Annotated in this window: 18 protein-coding genes; 10 read left to right on the top strand and 8 right to left on the bottom strand. The window is 73.0% G+C overall.

The features are described 5' to 3' along the window. The 3 genes from E4099_RS14630 to E4099_RS14620 form a co-directional block, all read left to right on the top strand. Positions 1 to 1,332: S1C family serine protease (locus E4099_RS14630; protein ID WP_135339478.1), on the top strand; the 1,332-nt coding region annotated here is incomplete at its 5' end. A gap of 130 nt (positions 1,333 to 1,462) precedes the next feature. Beyond that, a complete protein-coding gene (locus E4099_RS14625) occupies positions 1,463 to 1,918 on the top strand; it encodes a sec-independent translocase (RefSeq protein WP_135339477.1) in 456 nt (151 codons plus the stop codon). A 118-nt stretch (positions 1,919 to 2,036) separates the two neighbouring features. Then, entirely contained in the window at positions 2,037 to 2,777 is a 741-nt protein-coding gene (locus E4099_RS14620; RefSeq protein WP_386389540.1) for a hypothetical protein, read from the top strand. A gap of 200 nt (positions 2,778 to 2,977) precedes the next feature. Here E4099_RS14620 and E4099_RS14615 read toward each other — a convergent pair whose 3' ends face one another. From E4099_RS14615 to E4099_RS14605, 3 genes are read right to left on the bottom strand one after another with little or no spacing between them, the layout of a single operon-like run. After that, positions 2,978 to 4,138: an Mrp/NBP35 family ATP-binding protein gene (locus tag E4099_RS14615; RefSeq protein ID WP_135339476.1), complete on the bottom strand. Its 1,161-nt coding sequence runs from the start codon at positions 4,136 to 4,138 to the stop codon at positions 2,978 to 2,980. 42 nt (positions 4,139 to 4,180) lie between these two features. Next, entirely contained in the window at positions 4,181 to 4,693 is a 513-nt protein-coding gene (locus E4099_RS14610) for a DUF1003 domain-containing protein (protein WP_135339475.1), read from the bottom strand. Beyond that, positions 4,683 to 5,972, bottom strand: coding sequence for a magnesium transporter MgtE N-terminal domain-containing protein (locus E4099_RS14605; RefSeq protein WP_135339474.1), 1,290 nt, complete (start codon positions 5,970 to 5,972; stop codon positions 4,683 to 4,685). Before E4099_RS14605 ends, E4099_RS14610 begins: the two co-directional genes overlap by 11 nt. Before the next feature lie 201 nt (positions 5,973 to 6,173). Here E4099_RS14605 and E4099_RS14600 point away from each other — a divergent pair, with 201 nt between their 5' ends. Then, positions 6,174 to 6,881 (top strand): hypothetical protein, encoded by a 708-nt coding sequence (locus E4099_RS14600; protein WP_135339481.1) that lies wholly within the window; start codon positions 6,174 to 6,176, stop codon positions 6,879 to 6,881. 312 nt (positions 6,882 to 7,193) lie between these two features. Here E4099_RS14600 and E4099_RS14595 read toward each other — a convergent pair whose 3' ends face one another. Beyond that, positions 7,194 to 7,745 (bottom strand): hypothetical protein, encoded by a 552-nt coding sequence (locus E4099_RS14595; protein ID WP_135339473.1) that lies wholly within the window; start codon positions 7,743 to 7,745, stop codon positions 7,194 to 7,196. Positions 7,746 to 7,920: 175 nt separating this feature from the next. Between E4099_RS14595 and E4099_RS14590 the strand changes: the two genes are divergently transcribed. Further along, positions 7,921 to 8,934, top strand: coding sequence for a DMT family transporter (locus E4099_RS14590; RefSeq protein ID WP_135339472.1), 1,014 nt, complete (start codon positions 7,921 to 7,923; stop codon positions 8,932 to 8,934). Positions 8,935 to 9,050: 116 nt separating this feature from the next. On the opposite strand, the gene E4099_RS14585 is transcribed toward E4099_RS14590, so the two are convergent. Continuing rightward, positions 9,051 to 10,160, bottom strand: a complete 1,110-nt coding sequence (locus E4099_RS14585) for a magnesium and cobalt transport protein CorA (protein ID WP_135339471.1) — start codon at positions 10,158 to 10,160, stop codon at positions 9,051 to 9,053. 509 nt (positions 10,161 to 10,669) lie between these two features. On the opposite strand from E4099_RS14585, the gene E4099_RS14580 reads away from it, so the two are divergent. Further along, positions 10,670 to 11,323 carry a suppressor of fused domain protein gene (locus E4099_RS14580; RefSeq protein ID WP_135339470.1) on the top strand — a complete coding sequence of 218 codons (654 nt, stop codon included), beginning with the start codon at positions 10,670 to 10,672 and terminating at the stop codon, positions 11,321 to 11,323. Positions 11,324 to 11,337: 14 nt separating this feature from the next. On the opposite strand, the gene E4099_RS14575 is transcribed toward E4099_RS14580, so the two are convergent. Beyond that, a complete protein-coding gene (locus tag E4099_RS14575; protein ID WP_245244844.1) occupies positions 11,338 to 12,603 on the bottom strand; it encodes an MFS transporter in 1,266 nt (421 codons plus the stop codon). Between the two features lie 153 nt (positions 12,604 to 12,756). Here E4099_RS14575 and E4099_RS14570 point away from each other — a divergent pair, with 153 nt between their 5' ends. From E4099_RS14570 to E4099_RS14560, 3 genes are all read left to right on the top strand, one after another. Continuing rightward, complete coding sequence (locus tag E4099_RS14570; RefSeq protein WP_135339469.1) at positions 12,757 to 13,395, top strand: DUF6758 family protein; 639 nt, start codon at positions 12,757 to 12,759, stop codon at positions 13,393 to 13,395. A 232-nt stretch (positions 13,396 to 13,627) separates the two neighbouring features. After that, positions 13,628 to 14,578 (top strand): PHP domain-containing protein, encoded by a 951-nt coding sequence (locus E4099_RS14565; RefSeq protein ID WP_135339479.1) that lies wholly within the window; start codon positions 13,628 to 13,630, stop codon positions 14,576 to 14,578. A gap of 164 nt (positions 14,579 to 14,742) precedes the next feature. Further along, positions 14,743 to 15,348 carry a MarC family protein gene (locus tag E4099_RS14560; protein ID WP_135339468.1) on the top strand — a complete coding sequence of 202 codons (606 nt, stop codon included), beginning with the start codon at positions 14,743 to 14,745 and terminating at the stop codon, positions 15,346 to 15,348. A 112-nt stretch (positions 15,349 to 15,460) separates the two neighbouring features. On the opposite strand, the gene E4099_RS33005 is transcribed toward E4099_RS14560, so the two are convergent. Continuing rightward, positions 15,461 to 15,613 (bottom strand): hypothetical protein, encoded by a 153-nt coding sequence (locus E4099_RS33005; RefSeq protein WP_167828381.1) that lies wholly within the window; start codon positions 15,611 to 15,613, stop codon positions 15,461 to 15,463. A 223-nt stretch (positions 15,614 to 15,836) separates the two neighbouring features. Between E4099_RS33005 and E4099_RS14555 the strand changes: the two genes are divergently transcribed. Beyond that, positions 15,837 to 16,766, top strand: a complete 930-nt coding sequence (locus tag E4099_RS14555) for an NYN domain-containing protein (protein WP_135339467.1) — start codon at positions 15,837 to 15,839, stop codon at positions 16,764 to 16,766. Positions 16,767 to 16,845: 79 nt separating this feature from the next. Here E4099_RS14555 and E4099_RS14550 read toward each other — a convergent pair. Then, positions 16,846 to 17,490 (bottom strand): alpha/beta fold hydrolase (locus tag E4099_RS14550; RefSeq protein ID WP_135339466.1); only part of this gene is annotated, 645 nt, incomplete at its 5' end.

Raw genomic sequence — 17,490 nt, 5'->3', positions numbered from 1 at the left:
CACCCGGGGATGACGCCTCCGCACGGCACCGCGCTGCCCCCCGGCGCCCAGCCGCCCGCGCAGGGCACCGTGCCGCCGGAGGGCGGGCCGGTGGCGGTCGCGGAGGGCCCGGAGCCGGGCGGGACGCCGACGCCGGGCCGCTGGGGCCAGTACGACCCGTGGGCGGCGCCCGCCGCACCGGCCGGGCCGGGGGCCGGCGGCACCGGCTCGCGGGGCGGCCGGCGGGGGAGCCGAACGCTGGTCGGGGCACTGCTGATCGCGCTGATCGCAGGCGGGATCGGCGGCGGGATCGGCTCGTACCTGGAGCGCCACGGCGGTCTCGGCGGGCATGAGGTGGAGCTGTCGCAGGCACCGGCCGAGAAGGAGCCGCGGGACCGGGGCAGCGTCGCCGGGATCGCCGCCCGGGCGCTGCCCGGCGTGGTGACCATCCACGTCAAGGGGAGCACCGAGGAGGGCACCGGCACCGGCTTCGTCCTGGACGCCCAGGGCCACATCCTCACCAACAACCACGTGGTCGCCCCCGCCGGCTCGGGCGGCGACATATCGGTCACCTTCAGCGGGGGCGAGACCGCCTCGGCCAAGGTGATCGGCCGGGACGGTGGCTACGACCTGGCGGTCATCAAGGTGGACCACGTCTCCGGGCTGAAGCCGCTGCCGCTGGGCAACTCCGACTCGGTGCGGGTCGGCGACCCGGTGGTGGCCATCGGCGCCCCCTACGACCTGGCGGGCACCGTCACCTCGGGGATCATCAGCGCCAAGGAGCGGCCGATCACCGCGGGCGGTGAGAAGACGGACGGCAGCGACATCAGCTACGTGGACGCGTTGCAGACCGACGCCCCGATCAACCCGGGCAACTCCGGCGGTCCGCTGATGGACTCCAAGGCGCGGGTGATCGGCATCAACAGCGCCATCCGGGCCGCCGACGACGGCGGCGGCCTGACCGGTGGTCAGGGCGGCAGCATCGGGCTGGGCTTCGCGATCCCCATCAACCAGGGCAAGCGGGTGGCCGAGGAGCTGATCAACACCGGCAAGGCCACCCACCCGGTGATCGGGGTCACCCTGGACACCGGGTTCACCGGGGACGGGGCCCGGGTCAACACCCGCACCGCGAACGGCAGCCCGGCGGTGAACCCGGGCGGCCCCGGCGACCGGGCCGGGATCGAGCCGGGCGATGTGATCACCGCGGTGGACGGGGTGCGGGTGCACAGCGGATCGGAGCTGATCGTCAAGATCCGCAGCCACCGCCCGGGCGACCGGCTGCGGCTGACCGTGGAGCGCGGCGGCCAGGAGCACAGCATGTCGCTCACCCTCGGCTCGGCGGACGGCGAGTGATCGCGGGGCGGCCGGTGCCCGCGGCGCGACCCCGGATGTTGGCCACGCCGTCTCCCGGGGTTCCCCGCGGGGCAGGTACCGTGTTCGGTGGCCTGGACCGCGGGCCGCACACGTCTCAAGGAGCTGCCAGGTGTTCTTCGACATAGGACCCCTCGAGATGATCGCGATCGTCATCCTCGCGGTCCTGGTCTTCGGGCCGGAGAAGCTGCCCAAGGTGATCCAGGACGTCACGGGGTTCCTGCGCAAGGTGCGGGAGTTCTCCGACAGCGCCAAGCAGGACATCCGCTCCGAGTTGGGACCGGAGTTCAAGGACTTCGAGTTCGAGGACCTCAACCCCAAGACCTTCGCCCGCAAGCACCTGCTGGACAAGGACAAGGACGAGTACGGGCTGCGGGAGCTGGCCAGCAGCTTCGACCTGCGCAAGGAGATGGCCGAGGTCGCCGACGCGGTGAACGGCCGCCCGAGCGATCCCGTGCCGTCCGCCCCGGCCGCCGGCGGCACCGCCTCGGGCGGCTCCGACCTGCTGCGGAAGCGGGACACGCCGGCCCCCGCGGAGCGCCCGCCGTTCGACGCCGACGCCACCTGAGGACCCCGTATGCCCGGGGTGCTCGCCCGGTATGGCTATCCTCCCCTTGTCCAGGGTTGAGGTCGCCCGAGGGGGGCGGGCCACCCGCGAGCAGGGCAAACGAGGAGGCTCCGGTCAGATGGAGACGACGAGACGGGCAGCGGCACCGTCCGCGGTGACCAGTACGCCGGGTGCCGCCGAGCCGACCCCGCCGGGGAGGCCCGCAGGGGCCCGCCGCGCCATCGACGGCTATCTGATGGCCGCGTTCCCGTGGTACGGCCTCGACGAGGCGTTCACCGGACCGCGCTGGCTGATGCAGGTCGGCGCGAGCTCGGACGGCACCGTGGAGCACGGCTCGACCGGCCATGGCGACGAGCCCTCGCTGCGGGCGGAAGTGGATGCCGAGGCCCGGGAGAAGCAACGTTTCGCGGTGGTGGTGACGGTGGCCAGCCGCCCGCTGCGCAAGAGCGCGGACGGTACCGGCGTACTGGAGGCCACCTCGGTCTCGTCCGCCGCCTGGCTGGCCGGGGCGGGGCTGCTCTCGGCGACCTGGCCGTCCCGGATGGAGCGCGCGCTGCGGCAGGACTGGCTGGACCAGCAGACCGCGATCGCCTGGGAGCTCGCCGACGACCTGGACGGCTCCGCCTGGTCCCAGCTGTCGCTGCCGGTGGACGGCTCCCCGATCTCCTTCCGCTACCGCGAGTCCGAGTACGGCTGGGTGCTGGCCGGCTCCGAGCACAACGGCTGCTGCGATGGCTCTGGCGAGGCGGCGGCGTGCGGGGGCAGCGGGGTGCACATCGGGGCGTACGGGCGCGGGATGAGCGCGTATGGGCTCGGGTTTTCGGTGATCAAGGACATCACGGGGTACGCGGGGGCTTGAGACGACGCGGGAGGCTGCCCCGCCGGTCGATTGCCGTCCGCAGGCCGGTGGGGGCTGGTCGCGCAGTTCCCCGCGCCCCTTCGGGGCGGGGGGTCGTCCGGGATTGCGTCGCAAGGGGCGCCGCGCCCCTTGGGGCGAGGTCGTCCGGGATGGCGTCCGCGAGGGGCCCCGCGCCCCTTGGGGACGCGGGGATCTCGGCTCTAGAACTTGTTGCGGGGGGTGATGCCGAGTGACATGCCGGACAGGCCGCGCTGCCGTCCGCCCAGCTTGCCGGCGATGGAGCGCAGTGCGCTGCCCGCCGCGGAGTCGGGGTCGGTGATGACCACCGGCTTGCCCTCGTCGCCGCCCTCGCGCAGCCGTACGTCGATCGGGATGCTGCCGAGCACCGGCACGGTGGCGCCGGTGGTGCGGGTGAGGCCGTCGGCGACCAGCTGACCGCCGCCGGTGCCGAACACGTCGACCATCTCGTCGCAGTGCGGGCAGGGCAGCCCGGACATGTTCTCCACCACGCCGACGATCTTCTGGTGGGTCTGCACCGCGATCGAACCGGCCCGCTCGGCCACCTCGGCGGCGGCCTGCTGCGGGGTGGTGACCACCAGGATCTCGGCGTTCGGCACCAGCTGGGCCACCGAGATGGCGATGTCGCCGGTGCCCGGCGGCAGGTCGAGCAGCAGGACGTCCAGGTCGCCCCAGTACACATCGGCGAGGAACTGCTGGAGGGCGCGGTGCAGCATCGGCCCGCGCCACACCACCGGGGCGTTCCCCGGGGTGAACATGCCGATCGAGATGACCTTCACGCCATTCGCCGAGGGCGGCATGATCATGTTCTCGACCTGGGTGGGACGGCCGTCCACGCCCAGCATGCGGGGCACCGAGTGGCCGTAGATGTCCGCGTCGACCACGCCGACCTTGAGCCCGTCGGCGGCCATCGCGGCCGCCAGGTTGACGGTGACCGAGGACTTGCCGACGCCGCCCTTGCCGGACGCCACCGCGTACACCCGGGTCAGCGAGCCGGGCTTGGCGAAGGGCACCTCGCGCTCGGCCTGCCCGCCGCGGAGCGAGGCCGCCAGCTCGCGCCGCTGCTCGTCGCTCATCACGTCCAGGTCGACCGCGACCCGGGTGACACCGGGCACCTTGGCCACGGCGTCGGACACGTTCTTGGTGATCGTCTCCCGCATCGGGCACCCGGACACGGTCAGGTAGACGACCACCGCGACCGCGCCGTCATCGGCGATCTCGACCGATTTGACCATGCCGAGCTCGGTGATCGGCTTGTGGATCTCCGGGTCGTTCACCGTGGCGAGGGCGGCCCGCACCGCGTCTTCGGTCGGTGCGGAGCCCGGGGGAGTGTCGGTAGCCATGCCCCGATGGTACGGCGCCCCGGTGACCCGCCGGTAAGCCAGTCAGCGGTCGTGTTCCTCACTCTCCAGCGGGAATGCCTGGCGCTGTCCCAGTTCCCTGACCAGCTCCTCGAACTCCGAGCGGATCCAGTCCCGGGTGGCGACCTCGCCCAGGCCCATGCGCAGCGCCGCGATCTCCCGGGTCAGGTACTCGGTGTCCGCGATGCTCCGCTCGTTCTGCTTGCGGTCCTGCTCCACCGCGACCCGGTCCCGGTCCGCCTGCCGGTACTGGGCCAGCAGGATCAGCGGGGCGGCGTACGAGGCCTGGAGCGACAGCATCAGCGTCAGGAAGATGAACGGGAACCTGTCGAAGCGCAGATGGGGCGGCGCCAGCACGTTCCAGCCCAGCCACACGGCCACGAAGACCGTCATCCAGGCGATGAAGCGGCCGGTGCCCAGGAAGCGCGCGATGTGCTCGGACGCCTTGCCGAACGCCTCGGGGTCCCACCGCGGCCTGGGCAGCAGGGTGCGGCGGGGCTCCTTGGGCCGGGAGAGCCGGCCTCCCTCATCCGCCACCGGCGGCCCCCCGCATCCCGGGCACGTCCGCGCTGTGCAGCTCCCGCTCCCGCCAGTCCTCCGGCAGCAGGTGGTCCAGTACGTCGTCCACCGTCACCGCGCCCAGCAGCGAGCCGCTCTCGTCCACCACCGGGGCCGCGACCATGTTGTAGGTGGCCAGATAGCTGGTCACCAGGGGCAGCGAGGTGTCCGGCGACAGCGGCGCGAGTTCGCTGTCCACCAACGAGCTGACCAGGGTGAACGGCGGGTCGCGCAGCAGCCGCTGGAAGTGCACGGTGCCCAGGTACTTGCCGGTGGGGGTCTCGTCCGGGGCCCGGCACACGTACACCTGGGCGGCCAGCGCCGGGGACAAGTCCGGATTGCGCACCCGGGCCAGCGCGTCCGCCACCGTGGCGTCCGGCAGCAGCACGATCGGCTCGGTGGTCATCAGCCCGCCGGCGGTGCGCTCCTCGTACGCCATCAGCCGGCGCATGTCCGCCGCGTCCCGGGGCCGCATCAGGCCCAGCAGCCGCTCCTTGTCCGCCTCCGGCAGCTCGGAGAGGAGGTCGGCCGCGTCGTCGGGGTCCATCGCCTCCAGCACGTCCGCGGCGCGCTCCTCCTGGAGCTTGCCGAGGATCTCCACCTGGTCCACGTCGGGCAACTCCTCCAGCACGTCCGCCAGCCGGTCGTCGTCCAGCGCCGCGGCCACCTCGGCACGCCGCTTGGCGGACAGGTGGTGCAGCACGTTGGCCAGGTCGGCGGGGCGCAGCTGTTCGAAGGTGGCGAGCAGGTTCTCCGCGCCCTGGCCGTGCTCCTCGAGGGAGAAGCCGGTGACCGCGGACCACTCCACGGTCAGGGTCTCCCCCTTCCGCCGCAGCGCCCCGCCCCTGCCGCGCCGGACGAAGACCTTGTCGATCTGCCAGTCGCGGCGGGCGGGCAACTGGGCCATCGCGACGTCCAGCACGGTGACCTCCTCCTGGGTCTCCACCAGCCGCACCCGGCGGTCCAGCAGCTCACCCAGCACCAGGGTCTCGGTCGGGCGCTGCTCGAAGCGCCGCATGTTCACCACTCCGGTGGTGATGACCTGGCCGGACTCCATTCCGGTCACCCGGGTCATGGGGAGGAAGATGCGGCGCCGGCTGACCACCTCGACGACCAACCCCAGTACCCGCGGCGGCCGGCCGGCCAGCCGCAGCATGGCGACCAGGTCGCGGACCCGGCCCACCTGGTCGCCGTTGGGGTCGAAGACGGCGACGCCCGCGAGGTGCGACACGAAGACCCTGGATCCGAACGCGGCCACCGTCCCACCTCCCGCATGCCAGGCGCCCGGAATGTCGTCTCATTCGGGACATTCCTCCGCATTGCGGATTCAGGCTAACGTGCCCCGGCCCGTGCCGCCGTCCCGATGGGATCCCGCGGGCGGTCGCCCGGAGCACCGGTACGCTGCCTGCTGCACCGGCATAGGAGGCAGGCAGACGTGCGCATCGGGAACGTGGCTCTCATGGGAGCGATGTGCGTGGGGCTGACCGCGGTCCTCACGGGCTGCGGCGGCGGCGGGGAGGACCCCGACGCGAACACCAACGGGGTCGGCAAACTGCCCGCCCGCACCATCGAGAGCAAGGCCGCCAAGGCTGCCCGCGGCGCCGACACCGTCCACCTGACCGGGACTCTGGTCAGCAAGGGGAGCTCCTACAAGCTGGACATGCGGCTCAGCGACAAGGGCGGCGTCGGCGAGGTCGCCACCAAGGACTCCCGCTTCGAACTGCTGCGCGTCGGCAAGGAGCTGTACCTCAAGGCGGACGCCGACTTCTGGACCCGCAAGGAGGGCTCCGAGAGCGACCAGGCCGCGGCCCGGAAGCTGGACGGCAAATACGTGAAGGTGCCGGCCGGCGATCCCTCGTACCAGCAGCTCGGCGGCTTCACCGAGAAGGACGTGCTGCTCGACGGGGTGCTGGGGCTGCACGGCGCGCTCTCCACCGGCGACCGGGGGAAGATCGCCGGAGTCCGCACCATCCGGGTGCTCGCGGCCGAGGGCAGCGGCGGCTCCCTCGACGTCTCGCTGGAGGGCACCCCGTATCCGCTGCGGCTGAAGCGGGCGGGCGGCGCGGGCACCATCCTGCTCGCCGACTGGAACAAGACGTTCCCGCTCGCCGCGCCCGGCAAGGAAGAGACCGTCGACTACGGGCAGCAGATACCGGCCCACGAATAGCGGCCACCGGCCGCTCGACCGTACGAGGGCGCCACTCGGCGGGACCGCGGCCCGGGGGTACGCCACCCCACGGCGGGCGCCCCGGCCGCGGCGGGGCGGCGGCAGCCGGGGCCGGGCCGTCCGATACGCGCCGGGCGTGCCGGCCGATGAGCGGCGCACCGGAAGACAGCGCGGCCCCGAAGTGTGCGGCGGCCCCGCGCTCCCGCAGCCTGGGCGACCCCTGGCCGTACGGTGCACGGCCTCTCGACCGCGGCGGACGGCGAAGGCGCGTGGGGGCGGCCACTCCGCGTGCGCCGTGGCGGCGGACCGCGCTCAGCCGCGCCGTCGGCGGCGGGAGAGCAGCTTGGGCAGAGCCGCCGGCATCGGTCGGCGGGTGATCGCGGGGGAGGGGAGCGGCGCCGCCGCCAGCGAGCCGTCCGGCAGCTGTGCCACCGGTCCGTCCAGTGGCTCCAGCCGCAGCACCCGGCAGTCGGCGGCCCAGCGGTCCGCGATCCGCTCGGCGTCCGGCGCGTTGAGCCGCTTGCCCTTGAGCTGCTCGACCGCGGCGGTCCACTCCTCGCCGCGCACCGCCGGCTCGCTCACCCGCGCCCGCCAGCCGACCAGGCGCCCGCCCTTGTCCTTGCTGCGCACCGTCACCTCGGCGGTGCCGCCGTCCACCAGGCCCAGGCCGTCCAGCGGCTGCTCACCGGGGCCACCGACCAGGTAGACGGCGCCCTCGTGCCACACGTGCCACAGCGAGCGCGGCGCCACCGCGCCGCCGGCCCCCGGACCGTCCGGGCTCCGGTGCTCGCCCGCGACCCAGATCAGGCCCGACTTCTTGGTGGCCTCCTCGATGAGGGCGCGGTCCATCAGCTGCTGTGTCATGCGCTCACTGTAGGACGCGGCGCGCCCCGCCCGCGGCGCCGACCGCCCTGTTCCGCTGCGCGGCCGGCCCCGTTCCGCGGCGCCGACCGCCCGCCCCGCCCGCGGCATCCGCGGCCCCGTCTCGTAGTACGGCGCGACAGTGCCGTCATCGGTGCACACCCCTTACTCTGAGGCGGTGCCCGCTCGCCCCCGCAACCGCTCCCTGACCGCCCCGGCCGCGTCGACCGGCTCGACCGCCTCGTCCAGCACCCCGGAGGCCGTCCGCAGCGGTGCCGCACCGCTCGACATCGCGCTGCTCGCGGTCGCGGTCGCCAGTGTCTCGCTCTCGGCTCCGCTGATCGCCGCCACCGCCGCCCCGCCGCTGGCCATCGCCTTCTGGCGGAACGCCATGGCGGTCGGCGTCCTCACCCTCGTGGTGGCGCTGCGCCGCGGCCTGCGCGCCGAACTGCGGACCATGGGCCGCCGCGCGGTGCTGCTGTCGGTGGCCGCGGGCGCCCTGCTGGCGGTGCACTTCGGCGTGTGGCTGCCGAGCCTTCAGATGACCTCGGTCGCCTCCTCCACCGCACTCGTCACCACCACCCCGATCTGGGCCGCGCTGCTGCTGCGGCTGCGCGGCCACCGCCCCCCGGCACTGGCCTGGGCCGGCATGGGGGTCGCCTTCCTCGGGGTCCTGGTGCTCACCGGCGTGGACCTCTCGATGTCCCCGCGCGCGCTGGCCGGGGACGCCCTGGCGCTGGCCGGCGGCATCGCCGCCGCCGGGTACGTGGTGCTGGGCGCGGAGGTGCGCCGTACGGTGAGCACCACCGCGTACACCTACATCTGCTACACGGTGACGGCCCTGCTGCTGCTCGCCACCTGCCTGGTGTGCGGGGCCCGGCTGGGCGGCTACAGCGGCTCGGCCTGGCTCAAGCTCGCCCTGCTGACCGCCACCGCCCAACTGCTCGGCCACACCCTCATCAACCGGGTGGTCAAGGGGCTCGGCCCCGCGGTGACCTCCACCGCGATACTCCTGGAGACCCCCGGCGCGGCCCTGATCGCCGCCCTGTGGCTGGGCCAGACCCCACCCGCGATCGCCTACCCGGCGCTGGCGGTCATCCTGCTCGGACTGGCCCTGGTGATCCTGGCGGACCGCCGCGAACGCCCCCGGGCCGGCGCCCCGACGGAACCGGTCACCGACCCGGTGCTCTGAGAACCGCGACGCCGCGAGCCCCCGTCGTACGGTCCTTACCGCCAACCGTTGCGGGACGCCGCCACCATCGGGCAGGCCCTACCGCCACCGTTCCGCGAGGCCCCGCCGGACAGGCGCTACAGCCACCCGTTCCGCTTGAAGCTGCGGTGGATGACGAAACAGACGCCGACGATCACGGACATCACCGCCGGGTAGCCGTACTTCCAGTGCAGCTCCGGCATGTGGGTGAAGTTCATGCCGTACACACCGCAGACCATGGTCGGCACCGCGACGATCGCCGCCCAGGCGGTGATCTTCCGCATGTCCTCGTTCTGCGCCACGCTGGCCTGGGCCAGGTTGGCCTGGAGGATGGAGTTCAGCAGGTCGTCGAAGGACAGCACCTGCTCGTTGACCCGCACCAGGTGGTCGGCGACGTCCCGGAAGTACTTCTGGATGTCCGGGTCGACCAGCCGCATCGGCCGCTCGCTGAGCAGCTGCATCGGCCGCAGCAGCGGGGAGACCGCGCGCTTGAACTCCAGCACCTCGCGCTTGAGCTGGTAGATCCGGCCCGCGTCGCCGCCTCGCCGGGCGCCCCGGCCGCTCCCGGCCGAGAAGACGTCGATCTCCACCTCGTCGATGTCGTCCTGGAGCGCGTCGGCGACCGCGAGGTAGCCGTCGACCACCTGGTCCGCGATGGCGTGCAGCACCGCGGAGGGGCCCTTGGCGAGCAGCTCCGGGTCCTCCTGGAGCCGGTGCCGCAGCGCCCGCAGCGAGCCCTGCCCGCCGTGCCGCACGGTCACGATGAAGTTCCGGCCGGTGAAGCACATCACCTCGCCGGTTTCCACCACCTCGCTGGTGGCGGTGAGTTCGGCGTGCTCCACGTAGTGGATGGTCTTGAAGACGGTGAACAGCGTGTCGTCGTAGCGCTCCAGCTTGGGCCGCTGGTGGGCGTGGACCGCGTCCTCCACGGCCAGCGGGTGCAGCCCGAACTCCTGGGCGATACCGGAGAACTCGCGCTCGGTCGGCTCGTGCAGCCCGATCCAGGCGAACCCGCCGTCGGCCCGCACCCGCGCCATCGCCTCCGAGGGGCTGAGGTGGTCGCTGACCCGCTTGCCCTCGCGGTAGACGGCGCAGTCCACGACCGCCGTGGTCACCGAGGGATCGCGGGTGGTGTCGTACGGCTGTGCGGCGTGGCCGCGGCGCAGGGCGGGACGGACGGCGGCGCGCAGGTCGCGGATCATCGACATGGCGGGCTCCTTCACGGGCCGGCCGTCAGCGGCGGACGCGCGGGGCGCAGCGCGGCCCGGAAGGTGGACGTACGGAGACCTCGGCGAGGTACGAGGTACACGTCCGCAAAGCGGGCGGCGCTCCTCCGCGGGTGGCGCTGACGGAAGATCGCAGAAACGGATTGAAGCGAGGTCGAGACGCTCCACCGTCAGATGCCGCGGACACCAGCGAACTTCGCGTGTTTCACTGCCGGGCAGTGGGGTACGGAAGGATTCAGATCACCGGGACTGCGTCCGAACGGGTTCAACGGGGGAGCTGCCGGTACTGCACGGTCGACTAGGATCCACCGCAGCCCCACCTCCTCCGGCCGGTCCCCGCTGGGGGACGACGTAATTCCCTGGGCAGAGGTCAAGGCTATCAGTCGGCAGAACCGTTCCCTCGCCGCTTTGCCTGTTCCATACCTGTGCTCCACGCCACCTCCGGACCCGCCCGATCCGGCCCTCCGATCGGGGCGCAGTAGGGTCGCCGCATGTCAGTCGTATCTGAGCTGGTCGAGGCCCGGTTGCGCAGTGCGCTGGGCGAGCCGGACGCACGCGCCGCCGTGACGTTCCTCGGCACGGACCGTATCGAGGTGCTCCGCTTCACCGACGGCGATGTGGTGCGCTACGCCACGCTCGGGATGTCGGCCCATCCGATGACGGATCCCTCGGGCTCCGGCGGCGGCCTGGGCGGCTCCGGCGGCCTGGGCGCGGCGGGCGACTCGCTGTCCGTGGTGTTCGCCGACCCGGTGCGCGGGCCGCGCGCCGAACTGCTGCTCTCCGTGCGGGCCGGCCGGGTGGACGGCCAGGTGCTGGACAAGGTGCTCCGCCCGCTGGCCGTACTGGCCGCCTCCCCGCAGGTGGAAGGGGTGGTGGTGGCCCCCGGCAACTCGCTGGACACCGGTGAGCCGCTGTGGCCCGGGGCCCCGTTCACCTCCGTACTGGTCGCCGAACCGGGCGGTCTGGTGGAGGATCTGACGCTCGATGAGCCGATGGACCCGGTGCGCTTCCTGCCGCTGTTGCCGATGACCCCCAACGAGGCGGCCTGGAAGCGGGTGCACGGCGCGGGCGCGCTCCAGGACCGCTGGCTGCGGCACGGCACGGACCTGCGCGACCCGCTGCGCGGCACGGTGCCGCTGGACTGAGGCCCCGTCGCCGGCTACCCCGCGAAGGCGGTGGCGGTGCCCTCCGGTGCGGTGGGCGCCGGCCCGGGCGCCTCCGGGGTGAGCGCCCGGCGCCGTACCCAGACGATGGCCGCGCCGGTCATGGCCGCCGCGGCGGCCACCACGAACGGAATGTGGATGTCGGTCCACTCCTCGATCTTCGGGGCGAGGTAGGGCGCGGCGGCGGCCGCGAACCAGCGCACGAAGTTGTAGCCCGCGCTGGCCACCGGTCGCGGGGCGTCCGAGACGCCCAGGGCCAACTCGGTGAAGACGGTGTTGTTCAGCCCGATGAAGGCCCCGGAGGCGATGGTGCCGGCCACCGCGGTGGAGTGGTCGCCGTAACCGAGCACCACCAGGTCGGCGGCGAGCAGTACCAGCGAGCCGCCCAGCACCCGCAGCGAGCCGAAGCGCCGCTGCAGCCGCGGGGCGACCAGCACGGAGAAGACCGCCAGGAGAAGGCCCCAGGCGAAGAAGACCGCGCCGGAGCGGTACGGCGACATGTCGAGCACGAACGGCGTGAACGCCAGCACGGTGAAGAAGGCGTAGTTGTAGAAGAAGGCGGAGGCGGCGGCGCTGGCCAGCCCGCCGTGCCCCAGCGCCCTGACCGGGTCGAGCAGCGAGGTCTTGCGGGCGGGCCTGGGCTGCTCCTTGAGGAAGGCCGTGATGGCGGCGAAGCCGATGGCCATCAGCACCGCGGTGCCGAAGAACGGGTAGCGCCACTTCATGTCGCCGAGCACCGCGCCCAGCAGGGGGCCGCAGGCCATGCCCAGACCGAGTGCCGACTCGTAGAGCAGGATCGCCGCGGCGCTGCCCCCGGCCGCCGCGCCCACGATGACGGCCAGTGAGGTGGAGACGAAGAGCGCGTTGCCCAGGCCCCAACCGGCCCGGAAGCCGACGAGTTCGGCCACCGAGGAGGAGGTCCCGGCGAGCGCGGCGAAGACCACCACCAGCGCCAGTCCGAGGAGCAGCGTTCGCCGGCCGCCGATGCGGCTGGAGACGAAGCCGGTGACCAGCATCGCCACGGCGGTGATCAGGAAGTACGAGGTGAAGAGCAGGGAGACCTGGCTGGGGGAGGCGTCCAGGCCCTGGGCTATGGACGGCAGGATCGGGTCGACCAGGCCGATGCCCATGAAGGCGACGACCGAGGCGCCCGCGGTGGCCCACACCGCGGGCGGCTGGCGCAGGATGCCGCCGGTGCCCTGGCCGTGCGGGGCCTGGGCACCGGTGTCCCTGGAGCTGGGGCTGGAGTCGCTCGCGCGCATGTCCGCTTCCCTTCGCCGAGGAGTCACTGACCTCCGCATATTAGGTTAGACAACCTAATGATTGCAAGATACATTTACTTTGCCCGGTCGGGCGGCCTCCGGACGGGTGATCGTCCTTGACGCGGCGTCCCCCGGGGAGGACCGTGGAGCGCTATGAGGGGCGAACCCAGTTGCCCGAAGTGTGGTCGTCGGGTGCGGGCGCCCGGTCTCTTCGCCGACTCCTGGCAGTGCGAGGTGCACGGCACGGTGTATCCGCTGCAGCCTGTCGTCCCGCCGAGCGTGGAGGCGCTCACGGTCGTGGTGAACCGCGCCCAGGTGCCGGTCTGGATGCCATGGCCGCTGCCGGTCGGCTGGCTGTTCACCGGTGTCGCCTGCGCGGGGGACGACCGCAGCGGTGGCCGCGCCACCGCCGTCGCCTGCACGGGCCCCGGTCCGCTCGGCGGCCCTGGTGAGCTGCTGCTGATCGCCGAGGAGCTCGGGGTGGGGCTCGGTGCCCGGTACGCGGGTCTGCCCGGCCCCGACCCCGGCGAGGGCATGCAGGTGGACAGGGCGCCGAACGTCAAGGTCATGGCCGCGGGGCGGCCCACCCCGCTGTGGCACGTGGGCGGCGCGCCGGAGGACCGGGCGGTCTTCGCGGGCGAGGCGCGCGGACTGTGGCTGTGGGCCATCGCGTGGCCCGAGCAGACCGGAATGCTGATGTACGACGAGCTGATACTGACCGATCTGCGGGACGCCGGGGCGGAGCTGGAACTGGTGCCGTGCGGGGCGCTCTCCCCGCGGCTGATCGCCTGACCGAACGCGGGGGCGGGGAACGGCGCCCCGGGCGCACCCGGGGCGCCGGTTCGGGATGCGCCGACCGCCCCGGCCCGCCCCGCCGGCCCGGGAAGCGCGTCCCCGCTCCGAAGGCAACCGGGGACCCCGCGGGCGATCCGGATAACCGGAATGGCCCATTCGGGTGAAGGTCGGACAACCCGGTAGAGTGGTGCGGTCCCCTCTGTCCCACCGCCGCAGCCTGGAGTACGTCGTGCGCATCGACCTGCACACCCACTCCACTGTCTCCGACGGCACGGACACCCCCGCCGAGCTGGTGCGCAGCGCCGCCGCGGCCGGACTGGACGTCATCGCGCTCACCGACCACGACACCGTCGCCGGCCATGCCGCGGCACGGGCCGCGCTGCCGCCGGGGCTGACCCTGGTGACCGGCGCCGAGCTCTCCTGCCGACTGGCGCCCGAGAGCGGCGGCGACGGCGAGGGCGTGAGCATGCACCTGCTGGCGTACCTCTTCGACCCGGCCGAGCCGGAGCTGGCGCGCGAGCGCGAGCTGGTGCGCGACGACCGGGTGCCCCGGGCGCGGAAGATCATCGGCAGGCTGCGGGAGCTGGGCGTCCCCATCACCTGGGAGCAGGTCGCGCGGATCGCCGGACTGCCCGCACAGACCGCGGCGGCGGGGCCCGCCGGCGGGCCGCCGACCGGGGTGGCCGTCGGCCGCCCGCACATCGCCAGCGCCCTGGTGGAACTCGGCGTGGTCCCCACCGTCTCGGACGCCTTCACCGCCGACTGGATCGGCACCGGCGGCCGGGCCGACGTGCGCAAACACGAACTCGACCCCTTCGAGGCGGTCCGCCTGGTCAAGGCCGCCGGCGGGGTCGCCGTGCTGGCTCACCCGCTCGCCGTGAAGCGCGGCCGATGTGTGCCGGAGAGCGCCATCGCCGAGCTGGCCGCGGCCGGTCTGGACGGCGTCGAGGTCGACCACATGGACCATGACGAGCCGACCCGCGCCCGGCTGCGCGGGCTCGCCGCCGACCTCGGCCTGCTGACCACCGGGTCCAGTGACTACCACGGCAGCCGGAAGACCGTCGGGCTCGGTGAGTACACCACCGACCCGGAGGTCTACGGAGAGATCGTGCGCCGCGCCACCGGCGCCTTCCCGGTGCCCGGCACCGGTGGAGGCGACCCCGTGCGGCAGTACGGCTAGCCACTCACCGCGCCCGCGCACCGGTCCGCAGCCCCGCCCGACCCGGGCCCCGGTCCGTCCGGCCGAGGCCGGGCGCGCTCGGCCGCGCCGTGCCCGGCGCCGCCCGTTTCCGCACCTCCGTCCGTCCCCGCGTTCTCCGCTCGTCTCTTCCCGCAAGGCTCACTGTGTTCGACGTCGCTGTCTTTGGATCCCTTTTTCTCACCCTTTTTGTCATCATGGACCCCCCGGGGATCACTCCGATCTTCCTGGCCCTGACCGCGGGACGACCGCACAAGGTGCAGCGGCGGATGGCCTGGCAGGCGGTCGCCGTCGCGTTCGGTGTGATCGCCGTCTTCGGCGTCCTGGGCCAGCAGATCCTGGACTACCTGCATGTCTCGGTGCCCGCGCTGATGATCGCCGGCGGTCTGCTGCTCCTGCTGATCGCGCTGGACCTGCTGACCGGCAAGACCGACGAACCCCAGCAGACCAAGGACGTCAATGTGGCGCTGGTGCCGCTGGGCATGCCGCTGCTGGCCGGGCCGGGCGCCATCGTCGCGGTGATCCTCGCGGTGCAGCACGCGGACGGCGTCGGCGGGCAGATATCGGTGTGGGCCGCGATCGCGGCGATGCATGTGGTGCTGTGGCTGACCATGCGCTACTCGCTGCTGATCATCCGGGTGATCAAGGACGGCGGGGTGGTGCTGGTGACCCGGCTGGCCGGAATGATGCTCTCGGCGATCGCCGTGCAGCAGATCATCAACGGCGTCCTCCAGGTCGTCCAGGGCGCCTGAGCCCGCAAGCCCGCGCCGTACGCGCGACGCCCCCGCACGGATCGTCCGTGCGGGGGCGTCGCGTACGGTGGCTTCCCCTCGGCTCGCCGGGGAGAACCCTGTGCGGCCGCGGCTATGAGGCCGCGGTGTCTGCCGGGCGGATGTAGATGCGCTGGCCGAGTGCGGCGGCCTGCTGCACGATCCGATTGACGGAGGCGGCGTCCACGACGGTGCTTTCCACGGCGTTGCCGTCGATGTCATCGAGGCGCATGATCTCGAAGCGCACAGGCTTCTCCCTTCGTCTGATCCTCCTGAGGAGAACTGATGGTGGGCTCAGTACGGCCACAGTGCCGTCCTGTCCCACCCGTTACAACGGGATGCATCCTGCAAACATTCCCTACGCTAAGGAAATTTTTCGGCAGACTAAGAACCTGGGTGTGACGCAGCGTTCCCCGTCGCCGACTGGCGGTTTGTGCGGCCCGCCCCGCGCCCCGGACAATGAACCGCGTATGAACGACGCCATGCCTGCGGGCCAGCCGGACCTCAGCTCGATCGCCCAGGCCATCGAGCGCACCAACGAACTGCTGCAGCGGGTGCTCGCCGAGGTGGCGACCACCCCCTCCACCCACGCGATCTTCGTGGACGCCGGATACGTCTACGCCGCCGCCGGCCGGCTGGTCGCCGGGACCGAGGACCGCAGAGCCTTCGCCCTGGACGCCGAAGGACTGATCGAGGCGCTCATCGACAGGGCCAGGACGATCTTCCCGGACAGCCGGCTGCTCCGCGTCTACTGGTACGACGGGGCCCGCCGCCGCATCCACACCCCCGAGCAGCAGCGCGTCGCGGAACTGCCGGACGTCAAGGTGCGGCTGGGCAACCTCAACGCCAACAACCAGCAGAAGGGCGTCGACTCGCTCATCCGCGGCGACCTCGAATCGCTCGCCCGGCACCGCGCCATCGGCGACGCGGTGCTGCTCGGCGGCGACGAGGACCTGGTCTCCGCGGTGGAGGCGGCGCAGGGCTACGGGGCCCGGGTGCACCTGTGGGGCATCGAGGCGGCCAGCGGCCGCAACCAGGCCGAACCACTCCTGTGGGAGGTCGACAGCCAGCGCACCTTCGACCTCGACTTCTGCAAGCCCTACGTCACCCGCCGCACGGAAGTGCACGAACCCTACGGCGACCTGGCGTCAGGCGCGGCGCTCCCGGCCCGCGAGGAGGTTCGCTTCGTGGGTGCGCAGGTCGCCGCACGCTGGCTCGCCGACCGCGGCCGCGAGACCCTCGCCGAACTGCTGCCCGGCCGCCCCTATCTCCCCGGCGCGGTCGACCAGGAACTGCTCCTGGAGGCCGAGGCCCTGCTGAGACTGTCCCTGCGCGGCCATGCCGACCTGCGGCGCGCACTGCGCGACGGGTTCTGGGAACACCTCCAGGCGCAGTACTGACCCCGGACGGCATCCACCGGGAAGGCGCCCCGCCCGCTCCGCGCCGTGCCCGCGCCGTTGCCCGCCCGCGGAGGGCGGCTCAGCCGTCGACCGTGACGTCCTCCCAGAAGTCGGCCAGCGCGCGGGCGCAGGCCAGGGGCTGTTCGGCATTGGGGGAGTGGCCGGCGCCCGCGATCACCGTACGCCGGGCGTCCAGCCGATCCGCCATCGCGTCCAGCAGCGCCACCGGCCAGGCGTAGTCGACCTCGCCGGACACCACGTGCCTGGCCGGCGCCACCGCGGCCAGCTCCGCCACCTGGTCCGTGGCGAACATCAACTGCCGTCCGGTGGCGATGAGTTGCTCGGGGACGGTGCTCATCCAACGGCGCCGCAGAAACTCCCGGACCTCGGCCGACGCCCTCGACGCGGGCGCCTCCGGGGGGTCCAGGTCCCGCATCGCCTGCCACACCGAGGCCATGTCGAGCACCCCCAGCGCCTCCAGCAGCAGCTTCGTACGCTCCCGCTGGGAGGCGGAGATGGCCGCCGGACCGGAGCTCATCAGCGTCAGGGAGGCGAAGCCACTCGCGTCGAGCAGCGCCGCCGCCCGTACGATCAGCCCGCCGAGCGAGTGGCCCAGCACATGGACCCCACGCCCCAGCGCCTCGACCTGGGCCAGTACATCCCGCGCCAACTCCGGCTGCGCGTACGCGCCCTCCTCCCGCGGCCCCGCCGTCTCGTACTGCCC

This window comes from Streptomyces palmae (assembly GCF_004684805.1).
Classification (GTDB): domain Bacteria; phylum Actinomycetota; class Actinomycetes; order Streptomycetales; family Streptomycetaceae; genus Streptomyces; species Streptomyces palmae.
Note: the sequence above shows the minus strand (reverse complement) of the source record. Positions and strands in the feature narration are given on the sequence as shown.